Origin of the sequence: Pseudomonas sp. UMAB-40, from assembly GCF_900095275.1 — a bacterium.
GTDB lineage: Bacteria > Pseudomonadota > Gammaproteobacteria > Pseudomonadales > Pseudomonadaceae > Aquipseudomonas > Aquipseudomonas mandelii_B.
Map to the genome: position 1 here is coordinate 518,795 of NZ_LT607551.1, position 16,772 is coordinate 535,566.

10 protein-coding genes are annotated in these 16,772 nt (G+C 60.3%); 6 read left to right on the forward strand and 4 right to left on the reverse strand.

What is annotated here, in order from left to right; genetic code table 11:
- Window positions 1-67: 67 nt before the first annotated feature.
- Genes K0F88_RS02290 through cbiE form a run of 3 tightly spaced genes read right to left on the reverse strand, consistent with a single transcriptional unit; the run spans window position 68 to window position 3,094 of the window.
- Window positions 68-796 carry a cobalt-precorrin-6A reductase gene (locus K0F88_RS02290; RefSeq protein WP_219093766.1) on the reverse strand — a complete coding sequence of 243 codons (729 nt, stop codon included), beginning with the start codon at window positions 794-796 and terminating at the stop codon, window positions 68-70.
- Entirely contained in the window at window positions 793-1,890 is a 1,098-nt protein-coding gene (locus K0F88_RS02295) for a cobalt-precorrin-5B (C(1))-methyltransferase (protein ID WP_094469333.1), read from the reverse strand. The genes K0F88_RS02290 and K0F88_RS02295 overlap by 4 nt, the downstream gene beginning before the upstream one ends.
- On the reverse strand, window positions 1,883-3,094 hold the full coding sequence (cbiE, locus tag K0F88_RS02300) for a precorrin-6y C5,15-methyltransferase (decarboxylating) subunit CbiE (protein WP_219093768.1): 1,212 nt from the start codon (window positions 3,092-3,094) through the stop codon (window positions 1,883-1,885). The genes K0F88_RS02295 and cbiE overlap by 8 nt, the downstream gene beginning before the upstream one ends.
- Window positions 3,095-3,339: 245 nt before the next feature.
- Between cbiE and K0F88_RS02305 the strand changes: the two genes are divergently transcribed.
- The 6 genes from K0F88_RS02305 to K0F88_RS02330 all read left to right on the forward strand — a co-directional run bounded on the left by K0F88_RS02305 (window position 3,340) and on the right by K0F88_RS02330 (window position 15,942).
- Window positions 3,340-3,993, forward strand: coding sequence for a hypothetical protein (locus K0F88_RS02305; protein WP_219093770.1), 654 nt, complete (start codon window positions 3,340-3,342; stop codon window positions 3,991-3,993).
- Between the two features lie 141 nt (window positions 3,994-4,134).
- The gene (gene cobG, locus K0F88_RS02310) at window positions 4,135-5,457 is read left to right on the forward strand and encodes a precorrin-3B synthase (protein ID WP_094469330.1); all 1,323 of its coding nucleotides are present in this window, start codon (window positions 4,135-4,137) and stop codon (window positions 5,455-5,457) included.
- Window positions 5,450-6,076 carry a precorrin-8X methylmutase gene (locus tag K0F88_RS02315; RefSeq protein WP_010463912.1) on the forward strand — a complete coding sequence of 209 codons (627 nt, stop codon included), beginning with the start codon at window positions 5,450-5,452 and terminating at the stop codon, window positions 6,074-6,076. Before cobG ends, K0F88_RS02315 begins: the two co-directional genes overlap by 8 nt.
- Complete coding sequence (locus tag K0F88_RS02320; RefSeq protein WP_219093862.1) at window positions 6,076-6,807, forward strand: precorrin-2 C(20)-methyltransferase; 732 nt, start codon at window positions 6,076-6,078, stop codon at window positions 6,805-6,807. Before K0F88_RS02315 ends, K0F88_RS02320 begins: the two co-directional genes overlap by 1 nt.
- On the forward strand, window positions 6,807-8,510 hold the full coding sequence (gene cobJ, locus K0F88_RS02325) for a precorrin-3B C(17)-methyltransferase (RefSeq protein WP_219093772.1): 1,704 nt from the start codon (window positions 6,807-6,809) through the stop codon (window positions 8,508-8,510). The genes K0F88_RS02320 and cobJ overlap by 1 nt, the downstream gene beginning before the upstream one ends.
- 328 nt (window positions 8,511-8,838) lie before the next feature.
- On the forward strand, window positions 8,839-15,942 hold the full coding sequence (locus K0F88_RS02330) for a TcdA/TcdB pore-forming domain-containing protein (protein WP_219093774.1): 7,104 nt from the start codon (window positions 8,839-8,841) through the stop codon (window positions 15,940-15,942).
- Here the strand turns inward: K0F88_RS02330 and K0F88_RS02335 are convergent, their stop codons facing one another.
- Window positions 15,943-16,539, reverse strand: a complete 597-nt coding sequence (locus tag K0F88_RS02335) for a MarC family protein (protein ID WP_007937197.1) — start codon at window positions 16,537-16,539, stop codon at window positions 15,943-15,945. It abuts the gene before it with no gap.
- Window positions 16,540-16,772 lie beyond the last annotated feature (233 nt).

A 16,772-nucleotide genomic window follows, 5' to 3' on the forward strand; every position in this document is an offset into this window, starting at 1 on the left:
AGCCATAGCGTGAATAGCCAGCTCCGTCCGAGAGTGTTGCCGGCAGATTCGCAGGGTTAGGCAGAAATCAGGATTCGTCTGACACCGACAGGGCTTTCAGCACTTCACCCACCGACCCAAACTCCCGATCCACCCCCGGCAACACCGGCCGCTGCAACACAATCACCGGCACCCCACGCTCCCGCGCCACTTCCAGTTTCGGTTCGGTCGCGGTGCTGCCGCTGTTCTTGCTGATCAGCACATCAATCTGCCGACGTTCAAACAGCGCCCGTTCATCCTCGATCAGAAACGGCCCGCGTGCGCCGATGACTTCGCAGCGTTCGTTACCGGGGTAAACGTCCAGGGCGCGCAAGGTCCAGAATTGCTCCGGCGGGATTTCGTGCAGGTGCTGCAACGGTTCGCGGCCGAGGGTGAACAGCGGTCGGCGGAAGGGTTTCAGGGCTTCGATCAGGTCGGCCCAATCGCTGACGTCCCGCCAGTCATCCCCAGCCTGTGGTTGCCAGGCAGGACGGCGTAACGCCCAGCATGCAATGCCGCTCAGCTGCGCGGCGGTCGTGGCGTTGTGGCTGATTTGTGCGGCGTAGGGATGGGTCGTGTCCAGCAGCAGGTCGATGCCTTCATCGCGAATGAATTGCGCCAGGCCTTCGGCGCCGCCGTAACCGCCGACGCGCACCTGGCAGGTCAGGTCCGTCGGCACGCGACCGACGCCGGCCAGGCTGTAGATGTGTTCCGGTCCCAAGGTGCGGGCGATGGCCAAGGCTTCGGTGACGCCGCCCAGCAGTAAAATACGTTTCATTGAAAAGCGCCCGCATGGCCGACAATCCCGCCCTGGCGATCGATGGCGAACACTTCAACCTGAACCTGCGCCGGCACCACGCTGCGGGCGAAATCCAACGCGTGCTGACACACCGCATCACCGAGTGCGATGCCCGCCGCGCTGGCCATCGCCAGCGCTTGCTGACTGGTATTGGCTTCGCGAATGCCTTGCTGCAACGCCTCGTCGGCGCCAATCGCGGCGGCCCATTCGGCCAGTTGCGGCAGGTCGATGCTGGAATGCCGGCTGTGCAAATCCATGTGCCCGGCCGCCAGTTTGCTGATCTTGCCGAAGCCACCGCACAGGCTGAGTTTATCCACAGGCACTTTGCGCACGTGTTTGAGGACGGCGCCGACGAAGTCGCCCATTTCGATCAAGGCGATTTCCGGCAGGTCGTAGACGCGGCGCATGGTGTCTTCGCTGGCGTTGCCGGTACACGCGGCGATGTGCAGGAAACCGTTGGTTTTGGCGACGTCGATGCCCTGGTGGATCGAGGCAATGTAGGCCGCGCAGGAAAACGGCCGGACGATGCCGCTGGTGCCGAGGATCGACAGCCCACCCAGAATGCCCAGTCGCGGGTTCATGGTTTTCAAGGCCAGCGCCTCGCCGTCCTCGACGTTGACCGTGACCTCGAAGCCGCCGGCGTACCCGAGTTCTTCGGCCAACAACGTCAGGTGCTCGGTGATCATTTTGCGCGGCACCGGGTTGATCGCCGGCTCGCCGACGCCCAGCACCAGCCCCGGCCGGGTGACCGTGCCGACGCCACGTCCGGCGCTGAAACGGATACCCGGCTCGCCGCTCAGTCGCACCTGGGAATACAGCAACGCGCCATGGGTCACGTCGGGGTCATCCCCAGCATCCTTGATTGTCCCGGCTTCGGCGCCATCGTCGATCAGTCGGCAGAACTCCAGGCGCATCTGTACCTGCTTGCCCTTGGGCAGCACGATCTCCACGGCATCAGCGCTCATCCCGCCCAATAACAAACGGGCCGCTGCCAGGCTGGTCGCGGTGGCGCAGCTGCCGGTGGTCAGGCCGCTGCGCAGCGGGGCGGGTTGTTCGGCGGTTTCGTCACGCATCGAGGGGCTTCGTCACGTCCAGCAAGGTAATAGGCAGCGCCTGACGCCAGGTGTCGAACTCCCCCAGCGGCTGGGCCTGGGCAACGTGAATGCGGGTCAGCTCACCGCCATGGCGTTCGCGCCAGGCCATCAGGGCGATTTCGCTTTGCAACGTGACGGCGTTGGCGATCAGTCGGCCACCGGGTTTGAGTTGTGCCCAGCAGGTGTCGAGCACACCGTCACGGGTGACCCCGCCGCCGATGAAAATCGCATCCGGGGGTTCAAGACCGGCCAGGGCCTGCGGCGCACTGCCGCGAATCAGTTGCAAACCGGGTACGCCAAGGGCATCGCGATTGTGTTCGATCAACAGCTGCCGACCTTCATCGGCTTCGATGGCCAACGTGCGGCAACTGGGGTGGGCGCGCATCCATTCGATGCCGATCGAGCCGCTGCCGGCGCCGACATCCCACAGCAGTTCGCCGGGCACTGGGGCGAGGCGCGCAAGGGTGATCGCGCGGACGTCGCGTTTGGTCAGTTGACCGTCGTGCTGGAAGGCCGAGTCTGGCAGGCCGGCCAGTCGCGAGAGCCTCGGGGTGTCCGGCGCGGCGATGCACTCGATGGCGATCAGGTTCAGATTGGCGAAAGCTGGAGCGTTCCAGTCATTGGCCACCCCATCGATGCGCCGTTCGTCTGCGCCGCCCAAATGTTCCAGCACCGTGAGACGGCTTGGACCGAAACCGCGTTCACGCAGCAGTGCGGCAATGGCGGCCGGGCTTTGGCCATCGTTGCTCAGCACCAACAAACGCACGCCGCTGAACAACTGCGCGTTCAGTGCGGCGAGGGGCCGGGCCACCACCGAAAGCGTCACTACCTCCTGCAATGGCCAGCCCATTCGCGCCGCCGCGAGCGAGCAGGAGGAGGGCGCGGGCAGGATCCGCATTTCAGCGTCAGGCACTTGCCGGGCCAGGCTGGCGCCTACGCCGAAGAACATCGGATCACCGCTGGCCAGCACGCAGACCGGTTCGCCACGCAGCGCCAGCACGGGCTCAAGGGAAAACGGACTGGGCCACAACTGCCGCTCGCCACGGATGCAGGCCGGCAGCAAATCCAGTTGTCGCTGACCGCCTATGATCCGCGAAGCGCGCAACAGGGCGTGCCGGGCATTTTTGCCCAGGCCCTTAAAGCCGTCTTCACCAATGCCCACTACTGTCAGCCAAGAGGCCATGTTGCTCCTTAATCCAATGCCCATCGTCAAAGGCGACATGATAGCGCGGCTTCTGTCATCTGATGCAGGCCTATGGCGGGGAAAGGTTCTTCGGGTTGCAGACACTTGATGTTGTCGAAAAATTGTCTGTTGTGATGACAGTTTTGGTAGTTTGGTTTTTGTTCGGGCTGCGCAATCTTATATGTATAAATATTGGCCAATAGTTGATGTTGGTCGTGACACGATCAAGGATGAAAGGAACTTAAATGGATAACGGGTTAACTAAAATTGGCATCGCACATGATGCGCTGATGACGAACAATGTTCTGTTGGTCGGCATGGCTGGTCAGACCGCCGCCGATAAAAACTTTGTCAAAAATTGCATTTTCCTGGCCCAGAATGGCGCGGATAAAGTCGCAAAGAGCGATACGCAGCCGGGGCCCTGGTTCGATCATTACGCCGGTATGTTCTGGTCAATGGACTGGACGCTTGCCGAGCCTGTCGAGTACGTCGAACCGCAGTTCTCGGGCAGTTTGAAACAGGCCTGGTTGAAGGTGGCACGCCCATGGCTCGCGAGCGCTCAAATAGCACAGATTGAAGCAGTACTTGGAAGACTGGAGAGTGATGCCACGTTGCTGACGAAGATGGCGGGCTTGAGTGGGAAAATATTCGGATTCAATATCATCCCGTTCAGTTATAAAGCCAACGGAGATCTGGAAATGGTGGTGACTCATGTCAGGTTGATCAAATTGGGCATTACGACACCCTACTTGTTCTGGACAATCGACCAGAGTCTTTCTCAATTGGATATCCGGATTCGGCCGATGGAGATCAAGCGTCGAGAGATGGACGCCGTTCGACAAAGCGTGGAAGACGCCACTCGAGCCCTGGCACTCAAGTTCAGCGAGTACGAGCTTTAATCCACACAAGTCGAAGCGTTCTTTTTTGCTGATGGATACTTCGGCAGCGTTTCCGACCGGCAGACTTTTCATGCGCTCGGGCAAAGCAGGCATAATGGCAGCCCTTCGCCCTTCACGTGCATCCAGTCAGCCGGTCACTCATTGAACGAACACCCGAAGTCCTCAGCCTTACGCCCCTCGGCCTGCCCGGGGTTGCTGCGTATTGTCCAGGCACTGGATGGCGGCATCTGCCGGATCAAGTTGACTGGCGGCTCGATCAGCGCGGCTCAGGCCGAAGCGGTGGCGGATGCGGCCGAGCATTTCGCCGGCGGGGTGATCGAGGCAACCAACCGCGCCAACCTGCAGATTCGCGGGATCGGCAGTGAGCACGCCGCTTTGATCGACAGCCTGATGGCGGCCGGACTCGGCCCGACCAGCGCGGCGGGCGATGACGTGCGCAATCTGATGCTTAGCCCCGGCGCCGGCATTGATCGGCAGATGCTGATCGATACGCGCCCGCTGGCCGAACAGATCCTCGCCACGCTGCAAAGCGATGAACGCTTTCACGACCTCAGCGCCAAGTTTGCGGTGCAACTGGATGGCGGCGAAGGGCTGGCAATGCTTGAACACCCTCATGATCTTTGGTTGTCCGCTGCTGAGCGACACGGTGAGCGAGTGTTTGTCTTCGGCCTGGCGGGTTGCCTTGTCGACCTGCCCGCAGGCGCGGTGTCGCTGGAACAGGGCCATGCGCTGGTGGTCGCGGTGCTGGAATTGTTTCTGGAACTCGCGCGGCCCGACCAGACCCGCATGCGGCACCTGCTTGCCGAATGTTCGCTAGAAAGGTTTCTCGCGCGTCTCGCCGAGCGTGTGCCGTTGATGCCCATCGAGGGGTGGCAGCGCGAGGCAACGCCAAGTGCCCTGCACATCGGCGCTCATCCTCAGCGTGACAGCGGCCGTGTGTACATCGGCGCAGTGCCGCCGCTGGGCCGCCTGAACCCGGCGATGCTCAGAGGCGCCGCACAACTGGCCCGCGAACAGGGCAACGGCACGCTGCGTTTCACGCCTTGGCAAAGCCTCTTGGTGCCCGGGGTCCATGATAACCAGGCGCCTCACGTTATCCACAGCCTTGAACACCTCGGCCTGCGCTGCTCAGCCGACGATGCCCTGGCGCATCTCATCGCCTGTACTGGCTCGACCGGCTGCAGTAAAGGCCTGGCTGACACCAAGGGCGATGCCCGACAACTGGCGGCGCTGTTGCAACGTCACGGCCAGACGCTGAACGTGCACCTGTCCGGCTGCCCGCGTTCCTGCGCGGCGGCGCACATCGCGCCGGGCACGTTGCTGGCGGTTTCTTCCGGTCATTACGACCTCTATTTTCGCGATGCAGCGCAGCCGGGTTTCGGCGCGCTGCACGCACGCAATCTTACTATTGAAGCGGTCGCGACCTTGCTCGACGCCCGCTCACGGAGCCCTTTAGATGCTTGATTACATCCGCGACGGTCAGGAGATCTATCGCAACTCCTTCGCGATCATTCGTGCCGAGGCCAACCTCGAGCGAATCCCGGCCGATCTGGAAAAACTCGCGGTGCGGGTGATCCACGCCTGCGGCATGGTCGACGCCATCGACGGCCTGCAATTTTCGCAAGGCGCGGGCAAGGCCGGGCGTGAGGCGCTCGCCGCCGGTGCACCCATCCTGTGCGACGCACGGATGGTCAGTGAAGGCGTGACCCGCACGCGGTTACCGGCCAACAACGAAGTGATTTGCACCCTGCGCGATGAAAGCGTTCCGGAACTGGCCCGTGAGTTGGGCAACACCCGTTCCGCCGCGGCGCTGGAGCTGTGGCGCCCGCATCTGGAAGGCAGCGTGGTGGTGATCGGAAACGCGCCGACTGCGCTGTTCTATCTGTTGGAAATGCTCGATGCCGGTGCCCCGAAACCAGCGCTGATCCTCGGCTTTCCGGTCGGCTTCGTCGGCGCCGCCGAATCCAAGGCAGCGCTGGCGGCCGACAGTCGCGGCGTGCCGTTTGTCATCATGCAAGGCCGGCTGGGCGGTAGCGCCATGGCCGCCGCCGCCGTCAATGCCCTCGCCACGGAGATCGAATGATGCAGCAGCCTGGACGCTTGATTGGCCTGGGCGTCGGCCCCGGTGACCCGGAGCTGATTACCGTCAAAGCCCTGCGCCTGTTGCGCGAGTCGCCCGTGGTGGCGTACTTCGTCGCCAAGGGTAAAAAGGGCAACGCCTTCGGCATCATCGAAGCGCATTTGCAGGACGCACAAACGCTGCTGCCGCTGGTGTATCCGGTGACCACCGAAGCGCTGCCGGCACCGCTGTCGTATGAGCAAGTGATCAGCGATTTCTACGATGCGGCCGGCGAAGAACTCGCCGCGCATCTGGATGCCGGTCGTGACGTGGCGGTGATCTGTGAAGGCGATCCGTTCTTCTACGGCTCCTACATGTACCTGCACGATCGCCTGGCCGACCGCTACGAAGCCGAAGTGGTGCCGGGCGTATGCTCGATGCTGGGCGGTGCTTCGGTGCTGGGCGCGCCGCTGGTGTATCGCAATCAGAGCCTGTCGGTGCTCTCTGGCGTATTGCCGCACGAGGACCTCAAGCGTCGTCTGGCCGATGCCGATGCGGCGGTGATCATGAAGCTGGGACGCAACTTTCCCAAGGTCCGTCAGGTGCTCGAAGAACTGGGGCTGGCAGAGCGGGCGTTGTACGTCGAGCGCGCGACCATGGCCAATCAGAAGATCGTGCCGCTGGATCAGGTCGAGCCGATGTCCTCGCCGTACTTCTCGTTGATCATCGTTCCCGGCGAACGGTGGCAAGGCTGATGGCCCGTCCAGTTCCGGCGATTGTCATTCTTGGCAATGGCAGCCTCGCGACCGCACGCAAGATCCAGCAGGTCTACCCCGGCGCCTTGATTCATGGCCTGGCCGGACGGGTTGAAGGCGCGGACCGTGTCTATCACGAGTTCGGCGCGACCGTGCGCGAGTTCTATCAGCAGGACACGCCGATCATTGCCTTGTGCGCGGCCGGGATTGTGATCCGCACCTTGGCGCCGTTGCTGCTTGAGAAGGGCGCCGAGCCGCCCGTGCTGGCCGTGGCCGAAGACGGCAGCGCCGTGGTGCCACTGCTGGGCGGCCTCGGTGGCGTGAACGTCATGGCCCGGGAGATTGCTGACGGTCTCGAAGTGGCGGCGGCGATCACCACCAGCGGTGAACTGCGCTTTGGCACTTGTCTGCTCAATCCACCCAGCGGCTACGCCCTCGGCGATCTGGAACTGGGCAAACGTTTTGTCTCGGATCTGCTCGCTGGCCAAAGTGTGCGCATCGAAGGCACCGCGCCGTGGCTGGCGCAAGCGCAGCTGCCGGAAGATCCACAGGCGCCGTTGTCGATTCATGTCGGCAGTGCCGAGCGCACGCCGGCGGCCAATGAATTGCTGATCTACCCGCGCAGCGTGCTGGTGGCAGTGAGCGCCGAGGTGGTGAATCTGCCGAACGCGATTCGCGCGGCGCTGCATCAGGCAAACATCGCCGTGCAATCGCTGGCGTGCTTGCTGGCCAGCGATCTGCACATGGCCAATCCGGCATTGCGTGAAGCGGCGCTTGAGCTGGGCGTGCCGCTGCGGTTTGCCTCGGTCAGCGGCGGCGTCAGCGAGCTGGCCCGCCACACCGTGCCGAACGCTACCGTCGTGGCGGCGGATACCGGCATCGCGATCGCGGTGGCCAGTCAGCCACTGGAGCTTGCGCAGATCGGGCGTGCACGCGGTCGTCTGGCCGTGATCGGCCTGGGCCCTGGCGCTGCCGAACTGATGGTGCCAGCGGTGAAGACCGAACTGGCGCGCGCCAATGACGTGCTGGGTTATGAAACCTACGTGCGCATGGCCGGCCCGTTTCGCGAGGATCAAGTGCTGCATTGCACCGACAATCGCGAGGAAATGCAGCGCGCTCGCCACGCCTTTGAACTGGCAGCCCAAGGGCGGTCGGTGGTGGTGGTTTCGTCGGGGGATCCGGGCGTATTCGCCATGGCGGCCGCCGTGCTCGAAGCGCTGCACGAGTCGAGTGAGCCGGGCTGGCACAACGTCGATCTGGAGATTCTTCCAGGCGTCTCCGCGTCCCTGGCAACGGCCGCTCAGGCCGGCGCGCCATTGGGGCACGACTTCTGCGTCATGTCGCTGTCGGACAACCTCAAGCCCTGGTCGATCATCGAGCAGCGGCTGGACCTGGCATCTCAGGCCGACCTGGCGCTGGCGTTCTACAACCCGATTTCGCGGTCGCGTCCTTGGCAACTGGGTCGGGCACTGGAGATTGTCGCGCAGCACCGCACCGCTGAAACGCCGGTGGTGTTGGGGCGAGACATCGGCCGTCCGGGCCAGACATTGCGTGTCACCACGCTGGGTGATCTGACCCCGGATCAGGTCGACATGCGCACCATGGTGCTGGTCGGCTCTTCCACCACCTGCGTGTTCCCGCGTGCCGAGGGAGGCCAGTGGGTGTATACGCCTCGGTGGTACGGCGACAAGCCCTCTTCGTGAGTGTCGGCGGCCTCGTTCTGAGGCCGCTTTTATAATGTTCTGCCGTGAATGAACAGGACGTAAATGCGGCAGGCCGTTCGATGTTTTGATGTAAGTCGATGTTTTACTCAAGTGTAAGGTAACTGCCGAATTTATTGATGGTTGTCCTTTATCTCGTCTTTTATCTGTTGTTTTTTAATGTTTAAAGTTTCTGAATGTTCGGCTGGTCATCAATTGTTTGTTTTCTTCTTGGAAACGGAAAAATCGTTCGGTTAGTGTTGTTTTATAACCGGATGGGTTCTCCGTCCTGGTGGGTAACCCGCTTTTATTTTTACAGGGAAGTATTTTTATGGGTGAACAAGCAGCTCGTCATGTAAACGGCTACGTCAATTTTATTGATCTATTCAAACTGTCCGATCTTGAACAGGCGTTACTGGAACATAAAGGTACAGACGAATACGACGCGGTATTTCGATATTACTTTGCTTGTATCACAGTGCTCGATTTTCCGAGAATGCTTGCACCGCTGGGTTTGCTCCGCGAGGCCCTCGGGTCTTTTGTTGAACCCAAGCGCCGGCGTCGACGCGCAGCAGGCGTGGAACAGCCCACTGCGCAGCAGGACTACGCCGCGCCGGGGCTGACTGAGATCCGCGACAGGGTCGAAGGCTTTCACTCGCGCCTGTCCAATGGCATTGAACAGTTGAGCATCGCGGCCACCGAAGTGCCAAAAAATCTGCACTTCGTCTGGCTTGGCGGTGGTTTGGGTGCGATCCAGCGCGACTATATTAATGTCTGGCTCAAGGTGTTGGCCGGGCAGGGCTATGCCGTGAAACTCTGGTACGACAGCGATGCACTCCTGGCCTATGAAACCAACCGGATCATTGTCGAAGCCGCGAAGGCCGATGCGATGGTTAATGGCGGGCATGGCAGCGAATCGTATCTTGATCTTGTTGATAAGTATGAGGAGCGGGCCATTGTTCTAAAAAAACAGATGTTCGCCCATATCAATAATGCGGTAGCGCACGGTGTTAATGCGGATGAGGCACGCATTGATCTTCTGGTTCGTGGATATGGCCAGAATGAAACTACCTTGAAAACCTTGCGGGACAAGAATAACCAGAGTCTCTCGGCCATGGCCGAGGGCGGTGTGGAACTTCGTAATATTGCAGCGAATGTAACACCGCTGCACATGCAGGCCATTTACCAACGGGAAATCAGTCTGCGAGGTAACTTTGCCGCGGCTTCCGATGTGGTGCGCATCGAGGCCTTGATGGCTGAAGGCGGAAGTTATGCGGATGTTGATAACCTGCCGCCGCTCCAGGAGCGGCTGGGCGATGTGGATACTGGTCAACTCAAAGACGACGCGCGCCTGGGCGTATTGCAGTTGTTGCTGGATCAGAACCCGGAATGGATGCCGGGTCGTGAGGCATCAAGAAGCAAGTACACCAGCTACTTTGAGCACGTCCCTGAAGAACAGCGTCCAGCGCTGGAACGGTTCGCGAAAAGTCGTCCGCCGTTGAATAGCGTTTTTCGCGCGCCCGCAGAACGTCTCGTGCGGGCGGACGGACTGCGAGCGGTTGCAGAACGGGGCAGCCTGAGTAATGCGTTTCTGATGGCTCATCCCGGATCGGCGATGGTCGGCGCTGTGATCGATCGCTTCAAGCTCAACTATGAAATTGTTGATGCCACCGCCCGCTTGGCCATGGAGAAGCAGGTCTCTGGCGATGTTGAGGCGGTAGGTCGTATTGCGCTGGAGGTCGTCGAAAAACAATTCGGTTCGTTGCAAGCGCTGCCAATGGAGGTAGAGCTCGCCCTGTATTTTCTGGCAAAAGCTGCGACCTTTTACTACAGCGACGGCATTCGCCCACAAAGTGAAGAGACCATCTATTTGACCGGGCCCGCGGCGATGCGCGATGCGCTCGCGGATTACGCAAGCATGCATTTCACCCCTCGCGCAGCAGATGCCTGGCGAACGGATGTGGCGATTGACCCCGCCGCAACGGTGAACCGGGCCACCGAGGAGGAGCTGGACCACTCCTGGAAAGAAAATGAAAGTGACACCGAGGCGTGGCTCAAGAACGAAAAACAACGCTGGGAAGCCGGGCAATTCAAGGCGCGTTACGTGGGCAAAGTGGATCAGTTGCTAAAAGGGCAGACGATCCTGTTCGATCATGGCTGGCCAGTCATTGAAGGACGACATGTGTTGTCGACTGAACTGCTGCAATCCCTGGCGCAACAGCTTGGTGAACCCTTTTGGCGCACGATGAGTCAGCGGACCACCGGTGAGGTGACTTTCGACCAGCCATTGCAGCTGAGCTTTGACGAGCGTCAATCCATGCTTGCGCAGGCGGTCGCGCCACCGCCGTCGCTGGTCGGTGAGCCGGCGACCGCCGATTTACCGCTGGATGAATTGCTTCACCGAATTGGCCGAGGGACCTTGCAGGTTGAGCAGCTTGATCCCCGACAGCGCCTGCTGATGGGTTCATTGCTGGGTGCGCGGGCCATGGATCAACACCACTTTGATCAAGTCCGCGCGCGCCTGGAAAACCTCGCCAATAACGTGTCTGAATTGGGCGTGTCACACCGTTACGGGGCTATTGAGCGGGAGTTGTTCAAAGAAAATCATCCGGCGTTCGTTGACGGTCTGGCCAGTGCCTCGACACCCTCCGTGGCATTGTCCGAGACCAGCATTGAACTGAAGAAGCAGGCGTTGGAGCAGTCGCTGACCTTGCTGCAATGGGGGCGCCAGGTTGCGCGGATTCAGCAGGTCGCAAAACACGAGTTCCGTGACCGCATCAGCGAACGCATGACCGATGTGCTGGAGAGCTTCGATCAAGGCACCTTCAAACTGGTGCCACAGGATTTGTTGCTCCAGGGCGCCGGTGACCGGATCGCCGGGCGTTGCTATCCGTTGGCCTTGGCCATGGCGGCGGCGATCAGCAAGGGGAGCGAAGCGGGCAACATCCTTCGTGAGCGGTTTTACCTGGCGGTCATTGAACCCGGTACCCGCGATTCGAATGCATTCGTGAACGTTATCGAAGAGCTTCGAGACGTTGACGTCCATGACCTCGGCGGGCCGGTGGTGCGCTCGGATCTGGCAGAGGTGATCACCACGCTTGATGCGAAAACCGGCAGCAGCACGTTGATGCTCAACTCGGATAACCACTCGATGCTGCTGGCCAAAAGTGTTGTGGACGAGCGCAGTACCTATCATTTCTACGATCCGAACTTTGGTGTTTTCGAGTTCGATACCGCTCAAGCGCTCAGCGCAGCACTCACCCATTTTTTCGTTAGCCAAGAGATGGCCGGGCCTTATGCCGCTTATGGAGAACCCAGTCGTCCGGCCTTTGACTTGATTGAGCTCGACGCCGGCCGCCTCAATGCAAAAGTGTTGTCGTCGGGTGTCCGGGTGTCGAGTCTTTCCGATTCGGGCAACCTGCCAGAACAGGCGCCTCGGGTCAGGCAGCGGCTGGCCAGCGCGCGAGGGCAGTCACTGGTCAATAATGGGGTGCTGGGCAGTTCGCTACTGGAACTTGACGCCCACTGGTGGGGTAGACAGATCGCGCAGGCGACACGGCAGTTGCAGGCGCAACACGGGCTGTCGTCCGGCGCCGTTGCGTTGTTCGAGACGCTGGAGATCACCCCGGCAGGCGAGTACAAAATCAGCCTGGTCGATACCGATCCAGCGCGGACCGTTGTGCGCGTCACCTCCGATGATCCGCGATTCCTGAGGATCAAGAACTACCTCTCGGAGACCTTCCATACGCTGGCAGCGCAACCGCATGAGTCGGCCAGCTTGTCTGACCCCACGGAGGCCAGCAGCGTCCATACGCTCAATGCCGGTTTCACCGTGCAAGCCTTGATGAACGCGCTGCGTCATCACGAAGGCGCAGCCAGCGGGGGTGACAAGGCGCTGACCACGGCCATTCGCTTGCATGCCTACGTCAATTACGCCCAATTGGTCCACGGCAACGTGGTGGATGTGGTTGGCGTTGTGACACTGGTGCGTCAGGCACTGGACGATGAAAAGCTGATCGCCCGCACCAGCGCGCCGTTGGTGCAAAAGGCATTGGGGCATGTCGCCAATGAAGGCGTCGGTACGGTGCTGGGGATGGTGAATGTCGGGTTTGATATTTACCAGTTGAGCCATGCCACCAATGACATTGAAAAGGCGCAGTTCGGCACGCAACTGGCGTTCGACTCCGCGAGCGCCGTGTTGGGCGCCGCCGGACTGGGTGCGGCATTGGCCGGCGCGGGTACCGTGGCGGCGGTGCTGGGCGGTGCCGGGGTGATTCTGGGCGGGTTGGCGGTGGGCGTCGCTGCGCTGGCCGAAGGGTTTGCCACGATTGCCGAGGAAGCCAAGGAGGTCGCCCTGTTTTTTGAGGGGCTGGAAAAGGCCTATCGACAGGGAGGCTATCATCTGGACAAGGCCTCGAATGCCTGGATTGCTCATCCCTTGCCGGTGTTCGCCGAGCTTGATTTGCGCGCATCCTGCGTCCGTTTCGACAGCCCCAGGCTGTTTCCGCTTCGGGACCATTTCGGGGTTCCCGATTTCGATGTCGATTACGTCCGCGCCACCGACATCCGCGTTGGCCTTGGGTTGCCAGAGTCGGCGCCTTTCTTGCCGCAGCACGGGCAGACGATCGTTTTGCCCGGCACACCCAAAACCTGGTACGGCTATGACTACAAGTTGCTGCCGTTTGTCACGTTTCGTCATGCTGGCGGCTTCGATACAGCCCGTCGACTGGAGAAAAAGAATGAGCAGGGGCAATGGCAGTTTCTGTTTTCGTTTTACTCGTTTCCCGGCGAGTACGTGGTCAACCGGCTGAACCCTGTCTACAAGCCAACGGTATTTAACGTGCGTCTCGACAATATCGAACGCTCGCTGGTGGTGCCGGCCCTGCCGAAGGCCTGGCATGGCCTGGTTTCCTACCGCATAGAAGGTGCCGGTGCCCAGTGTTCCGTTCTGCTTAATCCCGGGGTGAACCTTGTCCTCGAGGCGCCCGGTCACACGGCCATGCGCTGGGTGCTGCAAGCTCCCTGGCTGGCGGAGGCAGACCTGCGGATAGCCCCTGGCGGCAGGCTCGTTTCGGACACGCTGGGTGTGAAGTTCAGTGGCGGCGGCGTTCACAATGTGTTGCTCAAACTGGCGGGCAACACAATCATGCGCGTTGATCTTGTCGACCTGAAGTTGGAGGTGGTCGAGGAAGAGGCCGATCCGGCGCTCGGGGAGCAGGCGCTGCTGGATCACTTCAAGTCATTGGCCCGCGAACATCGCCTGGCCATGCCTTACACCCCCGTTCACAACTTCGTGGTGCCGTTTGAAAAGCCGGACGAACCGAGGACGGTGGCTGCGTATTACGACTCGGCTCAGGATCGTTTCCTTTATATCCGCGACCCGAATGTCCTGCTGGCGGATGAGGCTGTGCTGGGCGCCGTGGTCGAGGGCTCGGCCTATTTCTATCACCCCGAGAGTTTCGATGTCTGGCAGGTCGACGCGATCACCGGCACGCTGGTTCAACGCTATCGGTTACTGATCAGGGATGGCTTGACCATTGCCCGCTGTGAGGCCGTGGCCAACGGCGGTGTTCAGATTGTGCTGCAGTACGTGCCAAAGGACGGCCAGCGCGATGAACTGACTTTCCTGATCCATGGGCAAGCGGTGTTGCTCTGCTCGATCACCCTGGGTCAGGATCCAGCACTGCAGGCTGTTTTAGAGGCTGACACGCTGACGGACTGGAAGCCGGTACTGGGCAATTATGTGGTGCCGCCAGCGTCCATCAATACCGTGAACTGGCGCCCCGGTGCGCTGGTTTCGATCTGTTGGCAGCGCGAAGACAAGTCCCGTGATCTGGTCTGGGTCCGCGATGTTGACGGGTTGATCCTCCGTGCACCTGCCCGGCGTCACCATGTGCGGGGCTGGAAGGATTCGATCAAGGCCTTGAACACCCTTTTACTTATCGCTCCCTACGGTGCCGAGGGTGAGGTCTTCGTTACTTACGACAAGGACATTCAAAGCCTCGTGCGCCAGCAAAGATCGATGGTCGAGGGGCGTGTGCAATGGTCTTCCACAGAAATTGCCCCTGCCGGGTTGAAAAATGTTGTCGCGGTTGAGCAGGGTCATCTCGCTGTGACCGACTCGGGCCTGTTTTTCAATATGACGCCGGACGGCTATTTGCACTTGGGCGGATTGACCGAAACCTGGTTCAAGGATCGAGCCCAGTGGTGGTCCGAACTGCCAGCGGTGGCGACGCAATATCCGGTGTCGAGTTTCGCCCTCCTTGGGTTGACCCTCTTTACGGGGGCCGCCGGTTTGTGCGCCTGGTACCTGGAAGATCGGCTGTTGCTCGCGGACCTTGGCGATGGCAAAGAAGTGCGGTTGCTGAGTATTGTTCCGGACAATCAGGCCGCTTGGTTATTCGATCTTTCAACGGGCAAGATTTTCAGCCAGCGCTTTATCGAAACGACACACTTGAACGCCGCATTTGGCCAGGGAACTCGACTTTTGCAAGCCGAGGCATTGCCCGCCCCGATGCAGGAGTGGGCGTCCTGGACCTTTTCCGACGTGAAAGTGGAGGGCGCTGGCCTGAGGGCAACGACGCTCGATGGTCTGGAGGTGGATTTACAGCACAACGCATCGGTACGGATTACGGGTGTGGGCAGCCGCTGGGTCGCGGCACTGGAAGGGTCATTGAGTGAGGGGCTGGCGGCGCTGGCGAACGAATATCGCTGCGCCGATTTCCTGTCCGTCAAAGCCCCTGACAACCTTCAGTGGTATGTGGTCCGCAGCGGGCGATTGATCCGGGTTCCGAAAGCCGCCGCTGCTGCGCACTACACGCTGGTGGGCACTCGGGATCAAACCAGTGTGATGTTGCACGAACGCGAAGACGGTTTATTGCGCACCTATCCGCAAAAAAGCACGGTCGGGCCGCTCGACTATGTCCAGCGAAACGCCGAAGTGCTGGTGGTGGAGGGGCCTAAGACGGCCCATGATCTTCTGCCGTTGATTGCCGACGATGTCAGCATCCTGGTGCTCAAAATGGGTCAGGGGACCACGACAAGCCGGCTGACCCGAGCGGCTTGGTTGAAACTTGAATCGGTCATCGTCGATTGTCGTTACCCGCTTGAGCGCCCACCGTTGATTCCGGGGAAACTGGTTCTGGATGCTTCAATCATGGATCAGTTATGGGTCAGCCTGGTCGATGAACACTTGGTGATGACCGGCCTGGACAGCGGGCACAGCCTGATTTTTCGTGGCGTTTACTCAGCGGATGTGGCGTTGCGAGGTGACGTGTTTCTTTCGCTCAATGGCTATCGGTCACAGGCGGTTTCGCACATCGTGACCGAGTTGTTGAGGCGAAAGGGCGTTTCCGGCAGCGCAACATTAGCGGAGTTGATGTCGGATTCTCAGGTCGCAGAATTGGCAATTCGGGACGTTGCGCTCCCCGGCTGATCAGGGCACCAGGTAACCTTTCACGCCCGTGAAGATAATCTGTGCCGCCAGCGCGCACACGAACAAGCCCATCAGCCGGCTGACAATCTGCAAGCCCTGGTCGCCGAGAATCCGTTCGATGCGGTTGGACAAATAAAGGACCACGCCGACCGTAAAGCTGGCCAGGGCAATGCTGAGAATGGCCGTGAGTTTGTCGTCCCAATGCGGCTGGCTCACGCCCATCACCAACAAGGCACCGATGGTGCCGGGGCCGACCGTCAATGGAATCGTCAGCGGGACGATCGTCACGTCCTGCTGCACATTGTCGGTCTGCACCGCCGACTTGCCTTGGGCCATGCCCAGTGCCGAGATAAACAGTACGCTGCCGGCGCCGATGCGGAACGCGTCCACAGTGATGCCGAAGACACTGAAAATCACCCGTCCGAACAAGTACAGCAAGACGCTGGACACCAGTGTGGCGGTGGCCACTTTCCAGGCCAGCCGACGCTGTTCCTTGCGTGAATAACCGCGGGTCAGGCTGATGAAGCAGGACAACACGAAGAACGGGCTGTAGAGCACCAGCATCTTCAGGTAAACGCTGAATAACACATGGAGCATGGTTTCGGCTCGCATCAGGAGAGAGGATGACGAGGAGTCTATCAGTCAGTTAATTGCTTGTGGGTGTGAGTTGTGACAGGTGCGTCAGTTAATTTTCCTGTTGGGTGTTTTTTATTAGTTGCCTGGGTGTTGTTGTAACTTATATTTAGTGGGTGGATATGATGTTACAGGTTTAAGTTTGTGGTTGTTCGTTTGTTTGGTTATTGTTCTATTGCAAGTTCATGATGAACTTG

Coding starts and splice junctions, on each gene's coding strand:
- K0F88_RS02295 (WP_094469333.1), bottom strand. CDS start 1,890: ATGCGTGACGAAACCGCCGAACAACCCGCCCCGCTGCGCAGCGGCCTG.
- K0F88_RS02315 (WP_010463912.1), top strand. CDS start 5,450: ATGCTTGATTACATCCGCGACGGTCAGGAGATCTATCGCAACTCCTTC.
- K0F88_RS02330 (WP_219093774.1), top strand. CDS start 8,839: ATGGGTGAACAAGCAGCTCGTCATGTAAACGGCTACGTCAATTTTATT.
- K0F88_RS02290 (WP_219093766.1), bottom strand. CDS start 796: ATGAAACGTATTTTACTGCTGGGCGGCGTCACCGAAGCCTTGGCCATC.
- cobJ (WP_219093772.1), top strand. CDS start 6,807: ATGGCCCGTCCAGTTCCGGCGATTGTCATTCTTGGCAATGGCAGCCTC.
- K0F88_RS02320 (WP_219093862.1), top strand. CDS start 6,076: ATGCAGCAGCCTGGACGCTTGATTGGCCTGGGCGTCGGCCCCGGTGAC.
- K0F88_RS02305 (WP_219093770.1), top strand. CDS start 3,340: ATGGATAACGGGTTAACTAAAATTGGCATCGCACATGATGCGCTGATG.
- K0F88_RS02335 (WP_007937197.1), bottom strand. CDS start 16,539: ATGCTCCATGTGTTATTCAGCGTTTACCTGAAGATGCTGGTGCTCTAC.
- cbiE (WP_219093768.1), bottom strand. CDS start 3,094: ATGGCCTCTTGGCTGACAGTAGTGGGCATTGGTGAAGACGGCTTTAAG.